The sequence below is a fragment of the Variovorax rhizosphaerae genome (genome assembly GCF_037889975.1).
GTDB classification, from domain to species: domain Bacteria; phylum Pseudomonadota; class Gammaproteobacteria; order Burkholderiales; family Burkholderiaceae_C; genus Variovorax; species Variovorax rhizosphaerae.
This window is the reverse complement of the sequence record NZ_JBBKZT010000006.1, coordinates 238,403-256,065: the sequence shown is the minus strand read 5'-3', so window position 1 is coordinate 256,065 and position 17,663 is coordinate 238,403. Positions and strand designations below refer to the sequence as shown.

The window sequence follows — 17,663 nt, the reverse complement described above, 5'->3', positions numbered from 1 at the left end:
GGAGGAGCGACACGCAGTGCGCGGATCCTGGTGGCGAGCAACACGCGGATCCTGGGGGCGAGCAACATGTTCGTCATCGTCGGGGGACATTGTTCAGCGCCTCCACCAGCCTGTCGACGCGGATCGGCTTGGTCAGGTAGTCGTCCATGCCGGCGGCCAGGCACATCTCTTGGTCGCCCTGCATGGCGTTGGCGGTCATGGCCACGATGCGCGGGCGTTCGCCGGGTTGCATCAGGGCGCAGATCTGGCGCGTGGCGTCGAGGCCGTCGAGTTCGGGCATCTGCACGTCCATCAGCACCACGTCGTAGTCCTGCCGCTGCACCGATTCCACCGCCTCGATGCCGTTGGAGGCCAGGTCGGCGCGGTAGCCCATCTGCTGCAGCAGGCGCATCGCGAGCTTCTGGTTGACCGCGTTGTCCTCGGCCAGCAGGATGCGCAGCGGATGTCGCGTCGCCATGGTCGGGTCGATCTGCGGCTTGGCGGAGACGCTGGGGGCGGCCTTGGGGGCGGGCACGTCGTGGTGCGCGAGCAGGCCGACCAGCGTGTCGAACAGTTGCGACTGGTGAATCGGCTTCGACAGGTAGGCGTTGAAGAGCACATCGCCTTCGGCGCCCACTTCGCGACGGCCCAGCGAGCTGAACAGCACCAGCGGCAGCTTGGGTTGCCGGGGGCGGATGCGGCGGGCGAGGTCGGTGCCGTCCATCTCGGGCATGTGCATGTCGAGGATGGCCAGGTCGAAGTGCTCGCCCTGTTCCAGCCAGCGCAGCGCCTCCAGCGGCGACGCCGTGTCGCGTGCCTGCATGCCCCACTTGTCGGACTGCAGCGAGAGCACGCGGCGATTGGTCGCGTTGTCGTCGACGACGAGCACGCGCTTGCCCTGCAGCTCCGCCTGCACGCCGGTGAAGATGCGCCGCTTGCTCGGCGGCATCTCGGCCACCGGCGCCTCGATGGTGAAGTAGAAGGTCGAGCCGGTACCGGGCCCGTCGCTCTCGACCCACATGGTGCCGTTCATCAGCTCCGCCAGCCGCTTGCTGATGGCCAGGCCCAGGCCGGTGCCGCCGTACTTGCGCGTGGTGCTCGAATCGGCCTGCGAGAAGGACTGGAACAGCCGGCTCATGCCCTGCGGCGACAGCCCGATGCCGGTGTCGCGCACGGCGAAGGTGATGCCGGCCCGGTTGGCGGGCCGGGCGGTCGAGGTGACGGTCAGCACCACCTCGCCGGTCTCGGTGAACTTCACCGCGTTGCTCAGCAGGTTCAGCAGGATCTGGCGCAGCCGCGTGAGGTCGCCGCTGATGCCCAATGGCACGTCGCCCTCGAACACGTAGGCCAGGTCCAGGTGCTTCTCGGTCGCCCGCGTGCTCACCAGGTCCAGCGCCGACTCCACGCAGTCGCGCAGGTCGAACGGGTGGGCCTCGATGTCCATGCGGCCGGCCTCGATTTTCGAATAGTCGAGGATGTCGTTGATGATGGTCAGCAGCGCATCGCCGGAGTCGCGGATGGTCGACACATAGTCCTGCTGCTCGACGTTGAGCGGCGTGTCCAGCAAGAGGCCGCTCATGCCGATCACCGCGTTCATCGGCGTGCGGATCTCGTGGCTCATGGTGGCGAGGAAGGCGCTCTTGGCTTCGTTGGCGGCCTCGGCGGCGGCGCGGGCCTCCTGTGCTTCCTTGAACAGGCGCGCGTTCTGGATGGCGATGACGGCCTGGTCGGCGAAGGTCTCGAGCAGGCTGATGTCCTTGTCGGAGAAGGGCGTCGGCGGCCGTCGCACGACCTGCAGCGCGCCGACACCGGTGTCCTCCCACAGCATCGGCGCGACCAGGATGGAATAGCTTCCGACCAGCTCGGCTGTTGCACGCAGGCCCTTCGGCACGTCGGGGTCGTTCCGCACGTCCGGGTAGTGCAGCACCTTGCGCTTGTGGATGGCATAGCCGTGGATGGAGTCGCGCACCGGCCTCGGAAACTGGGCCCGGATCATGGCGTCGGACACCTGGTCGATGTGTGCGATCTCGGCGTCGAAGTGCATCAGCCCGTCTTCGCCGATCAGCGCGATGCCGACCTGGCCGTTGGTGAACAGCCGCTGGCAGCTGTGCAGGATCTCCTTGAACACGGGCCCGGTGTCCGACACGGAACTGCTGATCACGCGCAGCACGTCCGAGGTCGCGGTCTGCCGCTCCAGCGCTTCCTTCGTCTCGTTGAACAGGCGCGCGTTCTGGATCGCGATCACGGCCTGGTCGGCGAAGGTCTTCAGGAGCTTGATTTCCTTCTCGGCGAAGGGCTCCGACGGGTCGCGCGTGACATGGATCGAGCCGATGTTGCGGCTCTCCCAGATCAGCGGCGCGACCATGATCGCGTAATTGCCGACTTGCTCGGCCACCGCGCGCATGAACCAGGGCAGATCGGGCTCGGCCAGTGCATCGGGGATGTGCAGTACCTCGGTGCCGCCCATGACCAGGCCGATGGGCGAGCGGTCGATCGGCCGCGGATAGAACTTCTCCAGCACCTCTCGGGCCGCGCCGCGGTGCGCGCCCAGGTACACCTGCCCGTCGCTGCCGTTGAGCGAGATGCCCAGTTGCGAGCCGGAGAACAGGCGCTGGCAGCTCTCCAGGATCTTGTCGAACACGGGCTGCGCGTTTTCCATCGAGCCGCTGATGACCTGCAGCACGTCGGCGGTGGCGGTCTGTTGTTCCAGCGCCTCGGTGGTTTCGTTGAAGAGGCGCGCGTTCTGGATGGCGATGACCGACTGGTCCGCGAAGGTCCTGAGCAGGGACATCTCGACCGCCGTGTACGGCTTCGGCGACGTGCGGCAGACTAGGATCGAACCCAGGCCGTGGTCCTCCCAGAGCATCGGCGCCAGCAGCAGCGAGCGGATGCCGGCCTGGAGGGTCATCGCGCGCAGCGGCTCGGGCACACCGGGGTCGGTCTGGACTTCGGGGTAGTGCAGCACGCAGCGGTCGTCGATGGCGAGTTGCGTGCCGCTGCCTTCGAAGGCCCGCGTTTCCTCGGGGTCGCGGCTTTCGCCATAGGGGCCGATGGCGCAGGCCAGGTGAAGCTGGCCGTCGTCGCCGATCAGCATGGTCGCGAGTTCGTCGCTTGCGAGCAGGTCCCGGCAGCTCTCCAGGATCTTTCGGAACACCGGCTTGGCATCGGCCATCGAGCCGCTGATGACCTGCAGCACTTGGGCCGTCGCGGTCTGGCGCTCCAGCGCCTCTTGCGTCTCGTTGAACAGCCGCGCGTTCTGGATCGCGATCACCGCCTGGTCGGCGAAGGAGCGCAGCAGGGCCAGCTCCTTGTCGTTGAAGGGCCGGGGCGGCACCCGCACCACCGACAGCGACCCGATACCGCGGTCGTTCCAGATCATCGGCGCGAAGGCGATCGAGCCATTGCCGACCGAGCGCGTGGCGGCCTTCACGGGCTCCGGCACTTCCTCCGACCCGAGCAGGTCAGGGTAGTGAAGGATCTGCCGCCTGGCGATGGCACGCCCGGTGAGCGTGTTGGACAGCGGCTGCGGCAAGCCCCGGAACGCGCGTTCATAGAGCGTGCCCATGCGCGCGCCGGGATGCAGCATGTCGTCGTCGCTCACCAGGTAGATGGCGGCGTCCTCGATGGACAGCAGCCGGGCGCAGCTCTCCAGGATGCGCTCGAACACCGGCGTGGTGTCGTTCACCGAACGGCTGATGACCTGCAGCACCTCGGAGGTCGCGGTCTGGCGTTCCAGCGCCTCGCGCGTCTCGTTGAACAGCCGCGTGTTCTCGATCGCGATCACGGCCTGGTCGGCGAAGGTGCTGGCGAGCTTGGTTTCCTGCTCGCTGAACTTGCCGGTGGTCGCGCGCAGGATGCCGATGCTGCCGATGGCGCGGCCCTCTTTCATCAGGGGCACGAACAGGCCCGACTGGTAGCCCAGCGCCAGCGACAGGTCCTTCATGCGCGGGAACTCCTTGGCGCCCTCCCGCGTGTCGCCCACGTTGATGAGGCGCGCGTCCAGGATGCAGGCGCCGGCTGCGCTCTGGCGGTCCAGCGGCCACGGCTTCAGGAAGCCGCCCTCGCGCTCGCCGCGCGTGCCGTCATCGGCGAAGGCGACCACCTCGATCATGTCGTCGCGCGGCACCGCGAAGGCCACCCCGCGCCCGTCGAACAGGCGCTGGCACGCTTGCACGATGGCATCGAACACCGGTTGCGTGCGCGTGGGCGAACTGCTGATGACGCGCAGGATGTCCGCAATGGCAGTCTGCTGCTCCAGCGCCTCGTTGGTTTCGCGGAACAGACGCGCGTTCTGGATCGCGATCACGGCCTGGTCGGCGAAGGTTTCGAGCAGCGAGATTTCCTTGGCGCTGAAGCCGGTGGCCGGCTTGCGGATCACGTTGAGGTAGCCGATCGGCTGGCCCTTCCAGGCCATGGGCGCCACCAGCTGCGAATAGGCTCCGATGTTCAGCGTCTGCGCGATCTTGCGCACCGACCAGTGTGCTTCCGGGTCCAGCGCGTTGACGAAATGCAGCGTCTTTCCGGCGCGGATGCCGCGTTCGAAATCGGTCGACGGAATCTTCGTCGCGAAGATCTTCTGCAGCGTCGGCAGGGCAGGGCCATGGTGCGCGGCCAGTTCGACGAAGCCGTCCGCGCCCAGCAGCAGGATGCCTTGCTCGTTGCTGCTCAGCAGCTTCTCGCAGCTCGCCAGGATCTTGTCGAACACCGGCGCCGTGTCGGCCACCGAGCCGCTGATGACTTCGAGCACTTCGGAGGTGGCGGTCTGCTGCTCCAGCGCGTCCTGCGTCTCGCGGAACAGGCGCACGTTCTCGATGGCGATCACCGCCGGGCCGACGAAGGATTCGAGCAGGCCGATGTCCTTGTCGTCGAAGCCGTCCAGTTCCTTCTGCAGGACCGCCAGGCCACCGATGGCGCGTCCCTCGTGCAGCAAGGGCGCATAGAGGCCGGAGCGGAAGCCGCTGCCCAGGCCGAGTTGCTGCAGCATGGGATGGTGCGCGAGCGCGGCCAGCAGGTCGGGCAGGTGGATCACGCGCTTCTCTGCGACGCAGGTGCCGATAGGGCTGGTGCTGTCCACCGGCAGGACCAGGCTGGGGAGGCCGCCATTGCTGGCCCGGGCGTGCAGGCCGTCCGCCTCCACCAGCCACAGCACCACGCGGCTGTCGTGCAGCAGCTTGCCGCAGTTGGTCACGATGGCATCGAACACCGGCTGCGTGTCGGTCATCGAGCCGCCCAGCACGCGCAGCACGCGCGCGGTGGCGGTCTGCCGCTCCAGCGCCTCCTGCGTCTCGTTGAACATCTGGACGTTCTGTATCGCGATGACGGCCTGGTCGGCAAAGGTCTTGAGCAGTTCGACCTGGTGGCCGGTGAACGGCCCCGGCGCGACGCGGGTCACGCTGATCATGCCGATCGACACGTCTTCATGCACCAGCGGCACGTTGGCCTGGCCGCGCCAACCGCGTTGCTGCGCCAGCGCGCGCAAGGTGTCGGAAACCTCGGTGTTCGACTCGATGTCCTGCATCAGCAGCGGCTGGCCGGTGAGCAGCGGACCGTAGATGTAGTCCGAATCGACCGGCACCGGGAAATACGCTTTGAGCGCCTGGTCGCCTTCCTCCGTGGTGGCCGTGTAGGCCGAGAGATGGACCGAGTCGCCGATGCGCCGCAGCAAGGTCGCCGACAACCCGCCGACCAGTTGCCGCGCACTGTGCACGATGGCGTCGAACACCGGCCGCACGTCGGCTGGGGAGCTGGCGATGACCTTGAGGATCTCCGCCGTGGCAGTCTGGCGTTCCAGCGATTCGCGCGTGGCATTGACCATGCGTGCGTTCTGGATTGCGATCACCGCCTGGTCGGCGAAGGTCTTCAACAGCTGCGCTTCCTGCTCGGTGAAGGGCGCAGGCGGCCGGCGGATCACGCACAACGTGCCGATGCCGCGGCCTTCCCATTGCATCGGCGCGAACACCTGCGAGTAGTTGCCGATGCCGAGCATCGCGCAGACGTTGCGCACGCCCTTGGGCGTGTCGGCGCCGTCCATGACGTCGTCGTAGCGCAGTACCCGGTTCTCGCGGATCGACTGGTGCACGGGCTCGTCTCGCAGTTGCAGCGGGAAGATGCGCGCCGCCGCTGGTGCCGACTCGCCACGATAGGCGGCTATGCACAGCAACTGCCGTTCCTCGTCGATGGTCAGGACGCTGAGCTCCGAGCTGCGGAACAGGCGCGCGCAACTCTCCAAAATCTTGTCGAACACCGGCGCTGCGTCGGCCACCGAACTGCTGATGACCTGCAGCACGTCGGAGGTCGCGGTCTGGCGTTCCAGCGCCTCGCGCGTCTCGTTGAAGAGACGCACGTTCTCGATCGCGATCACGGCCTGGTCGGCGAAGGTCTGCACCAGCCCGATCTCGGCTGGCGAGAAAGGATGCACCTCGTTGCGCAGCAGCGAGATCACGCCGACGGCATGCCCGTCGCGCAACATCGGCACGGCCAGTACGGTGCGGAAGCCATTGCGCGCCTGCAGCTCGCGCACGTCGGGGTATTCGACATCGATCAGGGGCACGACGTCCTCGACGTGCACGGTCCGGCGTTGCGCGAACGCGCGGCCCGCGATCGAGCTGCTTCGAAGGGGTAACTCCATGCCCGCGCCATCGGCGTACTCCGGACCGTAGCTCGTCATGGCGCGCAGCTTGCCGTCGAACACCAGCCACACCCGGCTGCCTTCGGCGCGGCACAGCAGGCCGGCGCGCTCGGCCACGGTGTCGAGCACCGGCTGCACGTCGGTCGGCGACCCGCTGATGACCTTGAGCACTTCGGCGGTGGCGGTCTGCCGCTCCAGCGCCTCACGCGTCTCGTTGATGAGCCGCACGTTCTCGATGGCGATCACGGCCTGGTCGGCGAACAACTGCAGCAGGTCGATCTGCCGTTGCGGTGTCTTGCCGGGCTCCGGCCAGGCCGTGACGATCACGCCGACCGGCTCGCCGTCCTTCAGCATGGGCGCGGCGATCATGCGGCGCCGGTGGCCGGTGCTGGCGAGCGTGCGGTCGTAGTCCGGATCGGCCCAGGCGTCGTCGTTGCTCAGCGCCCGGCGCTCGAGGATGACCCGGCCGTTCATCTGGTGCAGGTCGGGCGGCGCCGGCCACATCGTGCGCGCCGCTTCCAGCGCCTCCGGGGTCCAGTTGCGCGTCGCGGCCAGACGGACCAGGCGGCCGTCGTAGGCGAAGATCGAGGAGGAGGGGCCGTCGAACAGCCACATGGTGCAGTCGAGGATGGCCTCGAACACCGGCATCACGTCGGTGCGCGATTCGCTGATGACGCGCAGCACGTCGCTGACGGCAGTCTGCGATTCGAGCGACTCGGTCAGTTCGGCGGTGCGCTCCTCCACCTTGTGCAAGGCCTGCGTGGTCTCGTTGAACAGGCGCACGTTCTCGATGGCGATGACGGCCTGGTCGGCGAAGGTCTGCAGCAGCGTGACCTGCTGCTGGTCCCAGGCATCGGGCTCGGCCCAGCCGACGGTGATGGCACCGATGGGCTCGTCCCCGCGCAGCATGGGCACCGTGACCTGGCTGCGCGTGCCCAGCGCCGCGATCATCTGCAGCGACAGCGTCGGCACGTCGTTGGGTTGCTGGATGTCCTTGACGAAGTAGGGCTTGCGGGTGCGGATGACGACGCCGGCAATGGTGTCGTCGCCGGCGTCCCGCGGAAAGATGCGGTTCAGCTTGCGCAGCTTGACCGGGCTGACGCCGCCCACGGCCACCATGTGGATGGTGGTGCCGTCGTAGCGGTAGACGCGGCCCATGCGCGCGTTGCACAACTGCACCGCGCGCTCCACGATCACGTCGAACACCGGTTGCACATCGGTCGGTGAACTCGCGATGACGCGCAGGATCTCCGCCGTGCCGGTCTGGCGTTGCAGGGCCTCCTGGGTCTCGTCGAACAGCCGCGCGTTCTGGATTGCGATCACCGCCTGGTCGGCAAAGGTCTTGAGCAACGCGCGCTCGCCCGGCGTGAACGGCCCGATCTCGCTGCGCTGCATGCTCAGCAGGCCGATGCCGCGGCCCTCCCACATCAGCGGGGCCGCCAGGTTCGCGAAGTTCTGGCCGAGCCGTTGCGCACTGAGGCGCAGCATCGGCGGCGCATCGAGGGCGGCCAGCACATCGGGAAACTCCACCACGTCGCCGGTGCGGAACGCGTGTTCGGCGGAGCTGTCGGCCAGCGGCATCGGATAACTGGCCTGCATCGCCAGAGCGAGTTGCGCGGCACGTTCCTCGCCGATCACCGCACGGCCGGCCGCGGTCATGTGCCAGCGCTTCAGGGCGAGCTGGCCCTGGGCGTCGACCATCGTCAGCGCGAAGGAACTGACGTCGAACAGGCGGTCACTGCACTCCATGATCTTGTCGAACACCGGTCCGGTGTCATGGACGGACTTGCCGATGACCTGCAGCACCTCGGCCGCCGCGGTCTGGTGGGCCAGCGTCTCCTGCGTCTCATGGAACAGCCGCGCGTTCTGGATCGCGATGACGGCCTGGTCGGCGAAGGTCTTGAGCAGCGCCCGCTCGCTGGGCTTGAACGGGCCGACCTCGCCGCGCTGCATGCTGAGCAGGCCGACGCCCTTGCCCTCCCACATCAGCGGCGCGGCCAGGTTGGCGAAGCTCTTGCCGATGAACTCTGCATAGCGGCGAAGTGCCGGCGGGGCGTTCGGATCAGCCAGCACATCGGTGTACTCGACCAGCGCGCCGGTGCGGAAGGAGGCCTCGGCCGCGGTGCCGACCAGCGACATCGGGTAGCTGGCCTTCATCATCGGCTCGATGGCGTCGATGCGTTCCTGCGCGAATTCGGCATGGCCGGCGGCCGTGACGACCCAGCGCGTGAGTTCGAGCTGGCCGTTGGCGTCGAGCATCATCAGGCCGAAGCCGCTGGCATCGAACAGGCGGTCGCAAAGCTCGAGGATCTTGTCGAATACCGGCCCGGTGTCGGCCACCGACTTGCCGATGACCTGCAGCACCTCGGCCGCGGCGGTCTGGTGGGCCAACGACTCCTGCGTCTCGCCGAACAGGCGCGCGTTGTGGATCGCGATCACGGCCTGGTCGGCAAAGGTCTTGAGCAGTGCGCGATCGTGCGGCTGGAACGGGCCGACCTCGGTGCGCTGCAGGCTGAGCATGCCCAGGCCCCGGCCTTCCCACATCAGCGGCGCGGCGAGGTTCGCGTAGTTGAGGCCGGCGATCTCCGCGTTGCGGCGCAGGGAGGGCGGCACGTCCGGGCCGTGCAGCACGTCGGCGATCTCGACCAGGTCGTTGCGCTGGAAGGCGAGCTCGGCGGAGGTGTCGGCCAGCGGCCGCGGATAGATCGCGCGCAGCTGCGCGGCGAGCTGGTCCGCACGTTCATCGCCGACCATGGCGCGGCCCTTGCTCGACATGCGCCAGCGCGTGAGGTTGAGCAGGCCCTGCGCGTCGACCATGTACAGGCCGAACGAGGATGCGTCGAACAGGCGGTCGCAGCATTCGAGGATCTTGTCGAACACCGGCCCGGTGTCGGCGACCGATTGGCCGATGACCTGCAGCACCTCGGAGGCCGCGGTCTGGTGGGCCAGCGCGCGCTGCGTCTCGGCGAACAGCCGAGCGTTGTCCAGTGCCGCACTCATGCTGCCGGCCAGCGTCTCCAGCAGGCGGATGTCGGAGGTGCTGAAGGCGTGTTCGCGCTGCATGTCGGCCAGCGAGATCATGCCGACCGCCTTGTCGGACACCACCAGCGGCACCAGCACCTGCGACTTGGGATAGCTGGGGTGGTAGGACAGCCGGACGGAGCCGACCTTCAATGCCTCGGCCTCCAGGTTCTCGTCGACCAGCAGCGTGCGCTTCGTGCGCAGCACCTGCGCCCCAAATCCGGCCGGCGCCATCGACTCCATGCGGAAACGTTCGCCGCGGCGGCCGATGAAGGGATAATGCAGCAGGTTGGTCGCGGCGTCGTAGATGCGGATGCCCACGTCGGCCTGCGGGAACACCTGGCTCAGCTTGTCGCCGACCGCGTCGTACACGCCTTGCAGGTTCAGTTCGCCGGCCAGGGTGTCCTGCACCGCGGCGATGATGGCCAGCTCGGCATTGCGCGCCTCGGTCTCCTTCAGCAGGCGCTGGGTTTCGTCGAAAAGGCGGGCGTTCTCCAGGGCACCACTCATGCTGGCCGCGACGGTCTGCAGCAGCCTGATCTCGTTGGGGCCGAAGGCGTATTCGCGCTCGTGGTTCTGCAGGCCGATGGCGCCGATCACGCGCTCGGTGCCGATGATCGGAACGCCGACGACGGAGTGCGCCCAGTCGGTGCCGGGCGAGGGGCCCATGCCGATGCGCGACTGTTCTTCACGCGTGTTCGCCACGCCGACCTCGCCGGCCAGGAAGATGCGCTCGACCGGATCGCCCGGCTTCATCACGCGCGGCGGCAGCAAGGGCAGTGGCTGGTTGTGCTCGTAGCGATAGAGCCCCTGGACCAGGCCGGTCTTCTCGTGGCGCCAGATGATGGAGATGTCGCCCGTGTGGAGCACCTCACGCAGCTTGTCGCCGACAAGGTTGATGATGTCCTGGAAGGGCATGCGGGCCGCCACGCCCTGCTGGATGGAGTGGATGAGCGCGAGTTCGCCGGCATGTTGGGCGAGTTGATCGGCGCTTTGGGCCAGGTTGCGCGCCTGGGTCTCCTGGCGGCGGATGTTGGCCAGCACGGTGGCGGCCTGGCGGGCGAGTAGGTCGAGCGCGTTGCGGTGCGTGGTGTCGAAGCGCCCCAGGGTGCCTTCGATGTCGGCATAGAGGTGGCCGAGCAGCTGGTCCTTGTTGACCAGCGGTGCGATGAGGCAGGAGCGCTGGTCGATGGGCTCGGCGCCCTCGGGGCCGTGCCGCAGGCTGGGCTTGCGCGTGCGGCGGGTTGCGGCCAGCCAGGGCTCGATGGCGGTCAGGAGGCCGCTGGCTTCTTCATCACCCGGCAGCTTCGCACCGGCGATGTGCAGGCTGTCCTTGCAATCGAGCACCAGCAGCACACGCTGCGCGCCAAGGAGCGCCATGGCCTCGTCGACCAGCGCATCGCGCCATTCGCCTTCGTCGCTGCAGGCGCCCAGTCGCAGGCCGCTCTCGACCAGGCGCGCATCCATCGAGGGTGGCCCCGACCGGGTCTTGGGCATGTTCAGGGGTCGCGTCCCGTGGTGAGGGGATAGCCGTTCTCACGCCAGGCCTTCATGCCGCCGTCCAGCGCGACCGCATGCGCGAAGCCCATCTCGCGCAAGGTGGCCGCGGCCAGCGTAGAGATGTAGCCCAGCTCGCAGCAGGCCAGGATGCGCCGCGTCGGGTCGGGCAGCTCGGTGTTGACGCGCAGTTCCAGCTGGCCGCGCGGCAGCAGGCGGGCGCCGGGGACGTGGCCGCCTTCGTAGGCATCGCGCTCGCGCACGTCGAGCACGATGAGGTCGTCCTCCTTCGCCTCCACCCGCGCCTTGAGTTCGCCGAGCGACATGAAGGGCACAGTGGCGGTGGCCGCGGCCAGAAGGTGCGCCACGGTCTTGCCGCCGCTCATGTTGGTGCGCAGCGCCTCGGTGATGTGGGTGGGCATCGTCAGGTTGAGCGTGTTCATCATCTCGACGAACTCGCTGCGCTCGCGCTTCTGCAGGCGCGGGTTGTTCGCCAGCTCGTCGGCGATGGTGGAGTGGCTGCGGCCCTTGTAGTCGTGTGCGGGATAGACCTTGAGCGCGGCGTCCAGCTTCAGCAGCTTGTTGAACAGGCTGTCGTGCAATTGCTCCGGGTCACCGCTCGGCAGGTCGGTGCGGCCGGTGCCGCCGATCAGCAGCGTGTCGCCGGTGAAGACGCGGTCGCCGACCTGCAGGCACATCGAGTCGGCCGTGTGGCCGGGCGTGTGTAGCGCGCGCAGGCGCAGCTTGCCGACCACCACCATCTCGCCATCGGCCAGCCGCATGTCGACGAAGGGGGCCGGACTCTTGCGGTGCATGATCACCGGCACGTTCAATTGCCGCGCCAGTTCCTTGGTCGCGGAGAAGTGATCGGCATGCGTGTGCGTGTCGATCAGGTAGCGGATGCGCACGCCGTCGCGCGAGGCCAGCGCGATGTAATGGTCGATCTGGCTCAGCTCAGGGTCGATCAGCGCGGCGGCGCAGGTGTCGTCGCAGCCGATGAGGTACGACTGGCAGCCGCCGGTCGCGATCTGCTCGAAGACCACGCCGGCTCAGCCCGGCTGTTTCACCACGCGCAGGTAGGGCTTGGGCGCCTTCCAGCCGTCGGGGAACAGCTTCTTCGCATCGTCGTCGGACACCGAGCCGGCAATGATCACGTCCTCGCCCTTCTTCCAGTTGGCGGGCGTCGCGACCTTGTGCGCGGCGGTGAGCTGCATCGAGTCCAGCACGCGCAGGATCTCGTCGAAGTTGCGGCCCGTGGTCATCGGGTAGGTCAGCATCAGCTTGATCTTCTTGTCGGGGCCGATGACGAAGACGGAGCGCACGGTGGCATTGGTGGCGGCGGTGCGGCCCTCGGAGGTGCCCGGCTCCTCGGCCGGCAGCATGTTGTAGAGCTTGGCGACGGCCAAGTCGGTGTCGCCGATCATCGGGTACTTCGGCCGATGGCCCTGCGTTTCCTCGATGTCGTTGGCCCAGCGGTCATGGGCGTCGACCGGGTCGACGCTCAGGCCGATGAGCTTGGCGTTGCGCTGGGTGAACTCCGGCTCGATCCCGGCCATGTAGCCCAGTTCGGTGGTGCAGACGGGGGTGAAGTCCTTGGGATGCGAGAACAGGACGGCCCACTTGTCGCCGATCCAGTCATGGAACTTGATCGGGCCCTGGGTGGTGTTGGCCGTGAAGTCGGGAGCGGTATCGTTGATGCGCAATGACATGCCGGTTCCTTCTGCAAGTGGTCTGGAAAAGTGAGGTCCGCAAACGGTGCCGATTCAGGCGTTTGGTGCGCTTGCACCGCCCGAGTAGAACGGAAGTACACCACTTTCCCGAAGCGGAAACAAGCGGGGTCATCCGCCCCGCGGGCGGCCCGGGCGCGGCCCGGTCCTGGGGCCTCAGCTGTTCAGCGCGGACCCGCCGAGAAGCTGGCCAGTTCGCCCGGCTTGCGCAGCATCTTGTCGACGTCGGCCGCATGCAGTTCCTCGACCTGCACCATCTGCCGCGCGAACTCTTCCAGCGCGACGGAGCGACCTTCCACCACCTCCAGCAGGTCGCGATAGAGTTGCAGCGTGCGGCTTTCGGCGGCCAGCGATTCGCGCAGCATGGCGCCGATGTCGGTCTGGTGGGAGTCGAGCAGCGAGCCGATCGCCAGCGAAGGATAGGCGCCCAGCGTGGTGATCCATTCGCCGACCTGCTGGGCATGAATCAGCGATTCGTCCGCCTGGCTGCGCAGCCAGGAGACGATGGGTATGCGGCCAAAGCCGAACACCAGGAAGGAATAGTGCGTGTAGCGCACCACCCCGGCCAATTCGTCTTCCAGGATGCGGTTGAGCACCGCGACCACTTTCGCTTGATCGAGCTGTTCCATGTCGTCACCGTTCGTCTCGTGTGGGGGCGAGATTATGCGCGGCGACTATCGGACAAGAGCCACGCGATGTGCAATGATTCCCTGCGCTGCTGCGATTTTCGCGCCGCACAATCACAAAAGGAGAGACGACATGGCAGAAGAGGCAAACAACCCTATGGGTGAGCTGAACAAGTTGCTGGAGCAGTTCAAGCTGCCGGGCGTGGACATGTCCGCACTGGTCGAGGGAGGGCGGAAGGATGTCGAGGCATTGGTCGCGGCAAACAAGTCGGCCTTCGAATCGATGCAGGCGATGGTGCAGAAGCAGACCGAGATGCTGCAGCAGGCCGTGGCAGGCGTGCAGGAGCATGCCAAGAACGCAGTCGCTGCCGGCCTGGATCCGGCAAAGCAAGGCGAACTGGTTCGCCAGGCCTTCGAGAAGACACTGGCGGACATGAAGGAACTGGCCGAGATGGCGCGCGACTCCCAGTCCGCCGCGATGACCCACATCACTCAGCGGGCCAACGAGCACATGGCTGAAATCAAGAAGCTGATGGGCTGAGTTCCCTGGCATACGCGGCCTGCTCGAAGGCCGCGTATGTCTGCATGAAGCGCGGGTCCGCAAAGGGCAGGGCCTGCGTCATGATCAAGCCCGCCAGGTCGGCGCTTCGGTCGAACCAGAAATGCGTGTTCAGCACGCCCGCCCAAGTCTGTGACCCGGCCGATCGGCCACCTGGCACATCCTCGTCGACACGCATGAAGGCCATGCTGTGCGACTTCTTCAAACCCGGAAACAGCTCCACATCCGCCGTAACCGCGGGGTTGGCTGACTTCAGGATCGGGATCTGCACCGAACCGATCTGGTTCTGCAATAGCGCGTCGATGGTTTCGCTGCGCAGGATGCGGCGGCCGTCCAGCTCCCCACCGTTGAGGTACATGCGCAGGAAGCGCAAATAGTCCGGCGCCGTCGAGTACAGCGCATGGCCCATGCCGTAGAACTCGGGCTTGGGCGGCGGCGCGATGTCGAAGTCGGCGAACTCGCCGTCGGCGCCACGGATCTTCACGCCGGCGAGCCTGCTGCCCCAGGCCGGGTCGGGCTCGAAGCCTGTGTCGCGCATGCCCAGCGGCTCCAGGATCTCCTCGCGAACGAACTGGTCGATCAGCCGGCCGTCCACCTTCTCGACCACCTGGCCCAGCCAGTCGATGCCGATCCCGTAGTCCCATTGAGTGCCGGGATCGAACTGCAGCGGATATTTGAGCGACCGCCTGAGGCCGGACAGGATCCCCGGAAACTGCGTCGCCTCCATGTACTTCGCGACCTTGGCATTCCAGAACTCGTAGGCCAGGCCCGAGGTGTGCGTGGCCAGGTGGCGCACCGTGGCCTTGGTCCTGGGCGCGCGGAAAACGGGACCGTCCGGGCCCACCGATTCCAGCACCTTCATCTCGGCGAACTCGGGCAGGATGCTCTCGACCGTGGCATCCGGGCTGAGCTTGCCGCGGTCCATCAGGATCATGGCGGCGGTGCTGCCGACGGCCTTGGTCATCGAGAAGATCCGGAACACCGTGTCGATGGTGGCCGGGTGTCCCGGGCTGGCGTCGCCGGCAGCGCCGCTCCACAGAACACCCTCGCGGTTGCCGAGGGTCGTGACCACGAAGGGCACGTCCTGGCGTGACACGGCATCACGAATGACGCGATCGAACTCACTCATGCTTTGTCTCCTGTTGTTGGGATGCGAACTTTGCGCCTCTTTTTGGTGTTTTGACAGGACTTGCCGAAAGCGCCAAAGGGCATGTCTCGAAGTGTTAACACCCCCGGCAAACCGCGTGGACAATAGCCCCCTCGAATTCCCGATCCACGCCTGTCCAACGTACCCTGAGGCCAACAATGACCGCCGGAAAATCCCGCATCATCTACACGCTCACCGACGAGGCGCCCCTGCTGGCGACCGCATCCCTCCTTCCCGTCATCCAGACTTTCGCAGCGCCTGCCGGCATCGAGGTCGTCACCAGCGACGTCTCGGTCGCAGCCCGTGTGCTCGCCGAGTTCCCCGAACGCCTGACCGAGGCCCAGCGCGTGCCCGACAACCTCGGTGAACTCGGCCGCCTGACCCAGTTCCCCGACACCAACATCATCAAGCTGCCCAACATCAGCGCATCGGTGCCGCAACTCGTGGCCACCATCCGCGAACTGCAATCCAAGGGCTACGACCTGCCGGACTTCCCGGAAGACCCCAAGACCGATGAAGAGCGCGCCATCCTGTCGAAATACTCCAAGGCGCTCGGCAGCGCCGTGAACCCGGTGCTGCGTGAAGGCAACTCCGATCGCCGCGCGCCGGCCGCGGTGAAGAACAACGTCCGCAAGAAGCCGCATTCGATGAGCAAGTGGAGCCCGGCGTCACGCACGCACGTCTCGCACATGCACGACGGCGACTTCTATCACGGTGAAAAGTCGATGACGCTCGACAAGGCCCGCGACGTCAAGATGGACCTGGTCACCAAGAGCGGCAAGACCATCCTGCTGAAGAAGAAGGTCGCGCTGCTGGACGCTGAAGTCATCGACAGCATGTTCATGAGCAAGAAGGCCCTCGTGAAGTTCTACGAGGACGAGATGGAAGACGCGCGCCAGACCGGCGTCATGTTCTCGCTGCACGTCAAGGCGACGATGATGAAGGTCTCGCACCCGATCGTCTTCGGCCACGCCGTGAAGGTCTTCTACAAGGACGCCTTCGCCAAGCACGGCAAGCTGTTCGAGGAACTGGGTGTCAACGTCAACAACGGCGTGAGCAGCGTGTACGAGAAGATCGAATCGCTGCCTTCGTCACAGCGCGACGAGATCCGCCGTGACATGCATGCCTGCCACGAGCACCGGCCTGAATTGGCCATGGTCGACTCGGCCAAGGGCATCACCAACCTGCATGCGCCCAACGACGTGATCGTCGATGCGTCCATGCCCGCCATGATCCGCCAGGGCGGCAAGATGTGGGGCCCGGACGGCCGTCCCAAGGACACCAAGGCCGTGATGCCCGAGAGCACCTTTGCTCGCATCTACCAGGAGATGATCAACTTCTGCAAGACCAACGGCGCCTTCAACCCGGTCACGATGGGCACCGTGCCCAACGTCGGCCTGATGGCGCAGAAGGCCGAGGAATACGGCTCGCACGACAAGACCTTCGAGATCCCTGAAGACGGCGTGGCCCGCATCGTCGACATCGACACCGGCGAGGTGTTGCTGGAGCAGAACGTGGAAGAGGGCGACATCTGGCGCATGTGCCAGACCAAGGACGCGCCGATCCGCGACTGGGTCAAGCTGGCCGTGAACCGCGCGCGCCTGTCGGGCATGCCGGCCGTGTTCTGGCTGGACGAATACCGTCCGCATGAACTGGAACTGATCAAGAAGGTCAAGACCTACCTGAAGGACCACGACACCACGGGCCTGGACATCCAGATCATGTCGCAGGTGCGCGCGATGCGTTATTCGCTCGAACGCGTGATCCGCGGCAAGGACACCATCTCGGTCACCGGCAACATCCTGCGCGACTACCTGACCGACCTGTTCCCGATCATGGAACTGGGCACCAGCGCCAAGATGCTGTCGATCGTTCCGCTGATGGCAGGCGGCGCGATGTTCGAGACCGGCGCGGGCGGCTCGGCACCCAAGCACGTCAAGCAACTGGTGGAAGAAAACCACCTGCGCTGGGATTCGCTGGGCGAGTTCCTGGCCTTGGCCGTGTCGCTGGAAGACCTGGGTCAGAAGACCGGCAATGCCAAGGCGCTGGTACTGGCGAAGACGCTGGACGCCGCCACTGGCATGCTGCTCGACAACGGCAAGGGCCCGTCGACTCGGGTCGGCGAACTCGACAACCGCGGCAGCCACTTCTACCTGGCGATGTACTGGGCCCAGGCCCTGGCCGCGCAGACCGAGGACAAGGAGCTGCAAGCCCACTTCGCCCCGCTGGCCGAGGCGCTCACTGCGGAAGAGCAGAAGATCGTCGACGAACTGAAGGCTGCGCAAGGCAAGCCCGCGGATATCGGGGGCTACTTCAAGCCGGACATGGAGAAGCTGGCGGCAGTGATGCGGCCGAGCGGGACGTTCAATGCGGCGTTGGAGGCGATGGGGGCCTGACGCCGCCTCGAATTCGGGAAACCGGAAGGCGCAGAAGACAGAAGATTAATCAGCCTCCAGTGACAAGACGAATGGATATTCGA

Annotated in this window: 7 protein-coding genes; 2 read left to right on the top strand and 5 right to left on the bottom strand. The window is 66.6% G+C overall.

Annotated features, from left to right (window positions below; all coding sequences use genetic code 11):
* Positions 1 to 73: 73 nt before the first annotated feature.
* From WKW82_RS14715 to WKW82_RS14700, 4 genes are all read right to left on the bottom strand, one after another.
* Positions 74 to 11,125 carry a GAF domain-containing protein gene (locus WKW82_RS14715; RefSeq protein WP_340343042.1) on the bottom strand — a complete coding sequence of 3,684 codons (11,052 nt, stop codon included), beginning with the start codon at positions 11,123 to 11,125 and terminating at the stop codon, positions 74 to 76.
* Between the two features lie 2 nt (positions 11,126 to 11,127).
* Positions 11,128 to 12,168 (bottom strand): MBL fold metallo-hydrolase, encoded by a 1,041-nt coding sequence (locus WKW82_RS14710; RefSeq protein ID WP_340343041.1) that lies wholly within the window; start codon positions 12,166 to 12,168, stop codon positions 11,128 to 11,130.
* 6 nt (positions 12,169 to 12,174) lie between these two features.
* Positions 12,175 to 12,834 (bottom strand): peroxiredoxin, encoded by a 660-nt coding sequence (locus tag WKW82_RS14705; RefSeq protein WP_340343040.1) that lies wholly within the window; start codon positions 12,832 to 12,834, stop codon positions 12,175 to 12,177.
* Positions 12,835 to 13,016: 182 nt separating this feature from the next.
* Positions 13,017 to 13,481 (bottom strand): ferritin-like domain-containing protein, encoded by a 465-nt coding sequence (locus WKW82_RS14700; RefSeq protein WP_340343039.1) that lies wholly within the window; start codon positions 13,479 to 13,481, stop codon positions 13,017 to 13,019.
* A 130-nt stretch (positions 13,482 to 13,611) separates the two neighbouring features.
* On the opposite strand from WKW82_RS14700, the gene WKW82_RS14695 reads away from it, so the two are divergent.
* Positions 13,612 to 14,019, top strand: a complete 408-nt coding sequence (locus WKW82_RS14695) for a phasin family protein (RefSeq protein WP_340343038.1) — start codon at positions 13,612 to 13,614, stop codon at positions 14,017 to 14,019.
* Here the strand turns inward: WKW82_RS14695 and WKW82_RS14690 are convergent.
* The gene (locus tag WKW82_RS14690; RefSeq protein ID WP_340343037.1) at positions 14,000 to 15,166 is read right to left on the bottom strand and encodes a serine hydrolase domain-containing protein; all 1,167 of its coding nucleotides are present in this window, start codon (positions 15,164 to 15,166) and stop codon (positions 14,000 to 14,002) included. The two genes, WKW82_RS14695 and WKW82_RS14690, sit on opposite strands and share 20 nt — an antisense overlap.
* A 176-nt stretch (positions 15,167 to 15,342) precedes the next feature.
* On the opposite strand from WKW82_RS14690, the gene WKW82_RS14685 reads away from it, so the two are divergent.
* Positions 15,343 to 17,580, top strand: coding sequence for an NADP-dependent isocitrate dehydrogenase (locus WKW82_RS14685; RefSeq protein ID WP_340343036.1), 2,238 nt, complete (start codon positions 15,343 to 15,345; stop codon positions 17,578 to 17,580).
* Positions 17,581 to 17,663 lie beyond the last annotated feature (83 nt).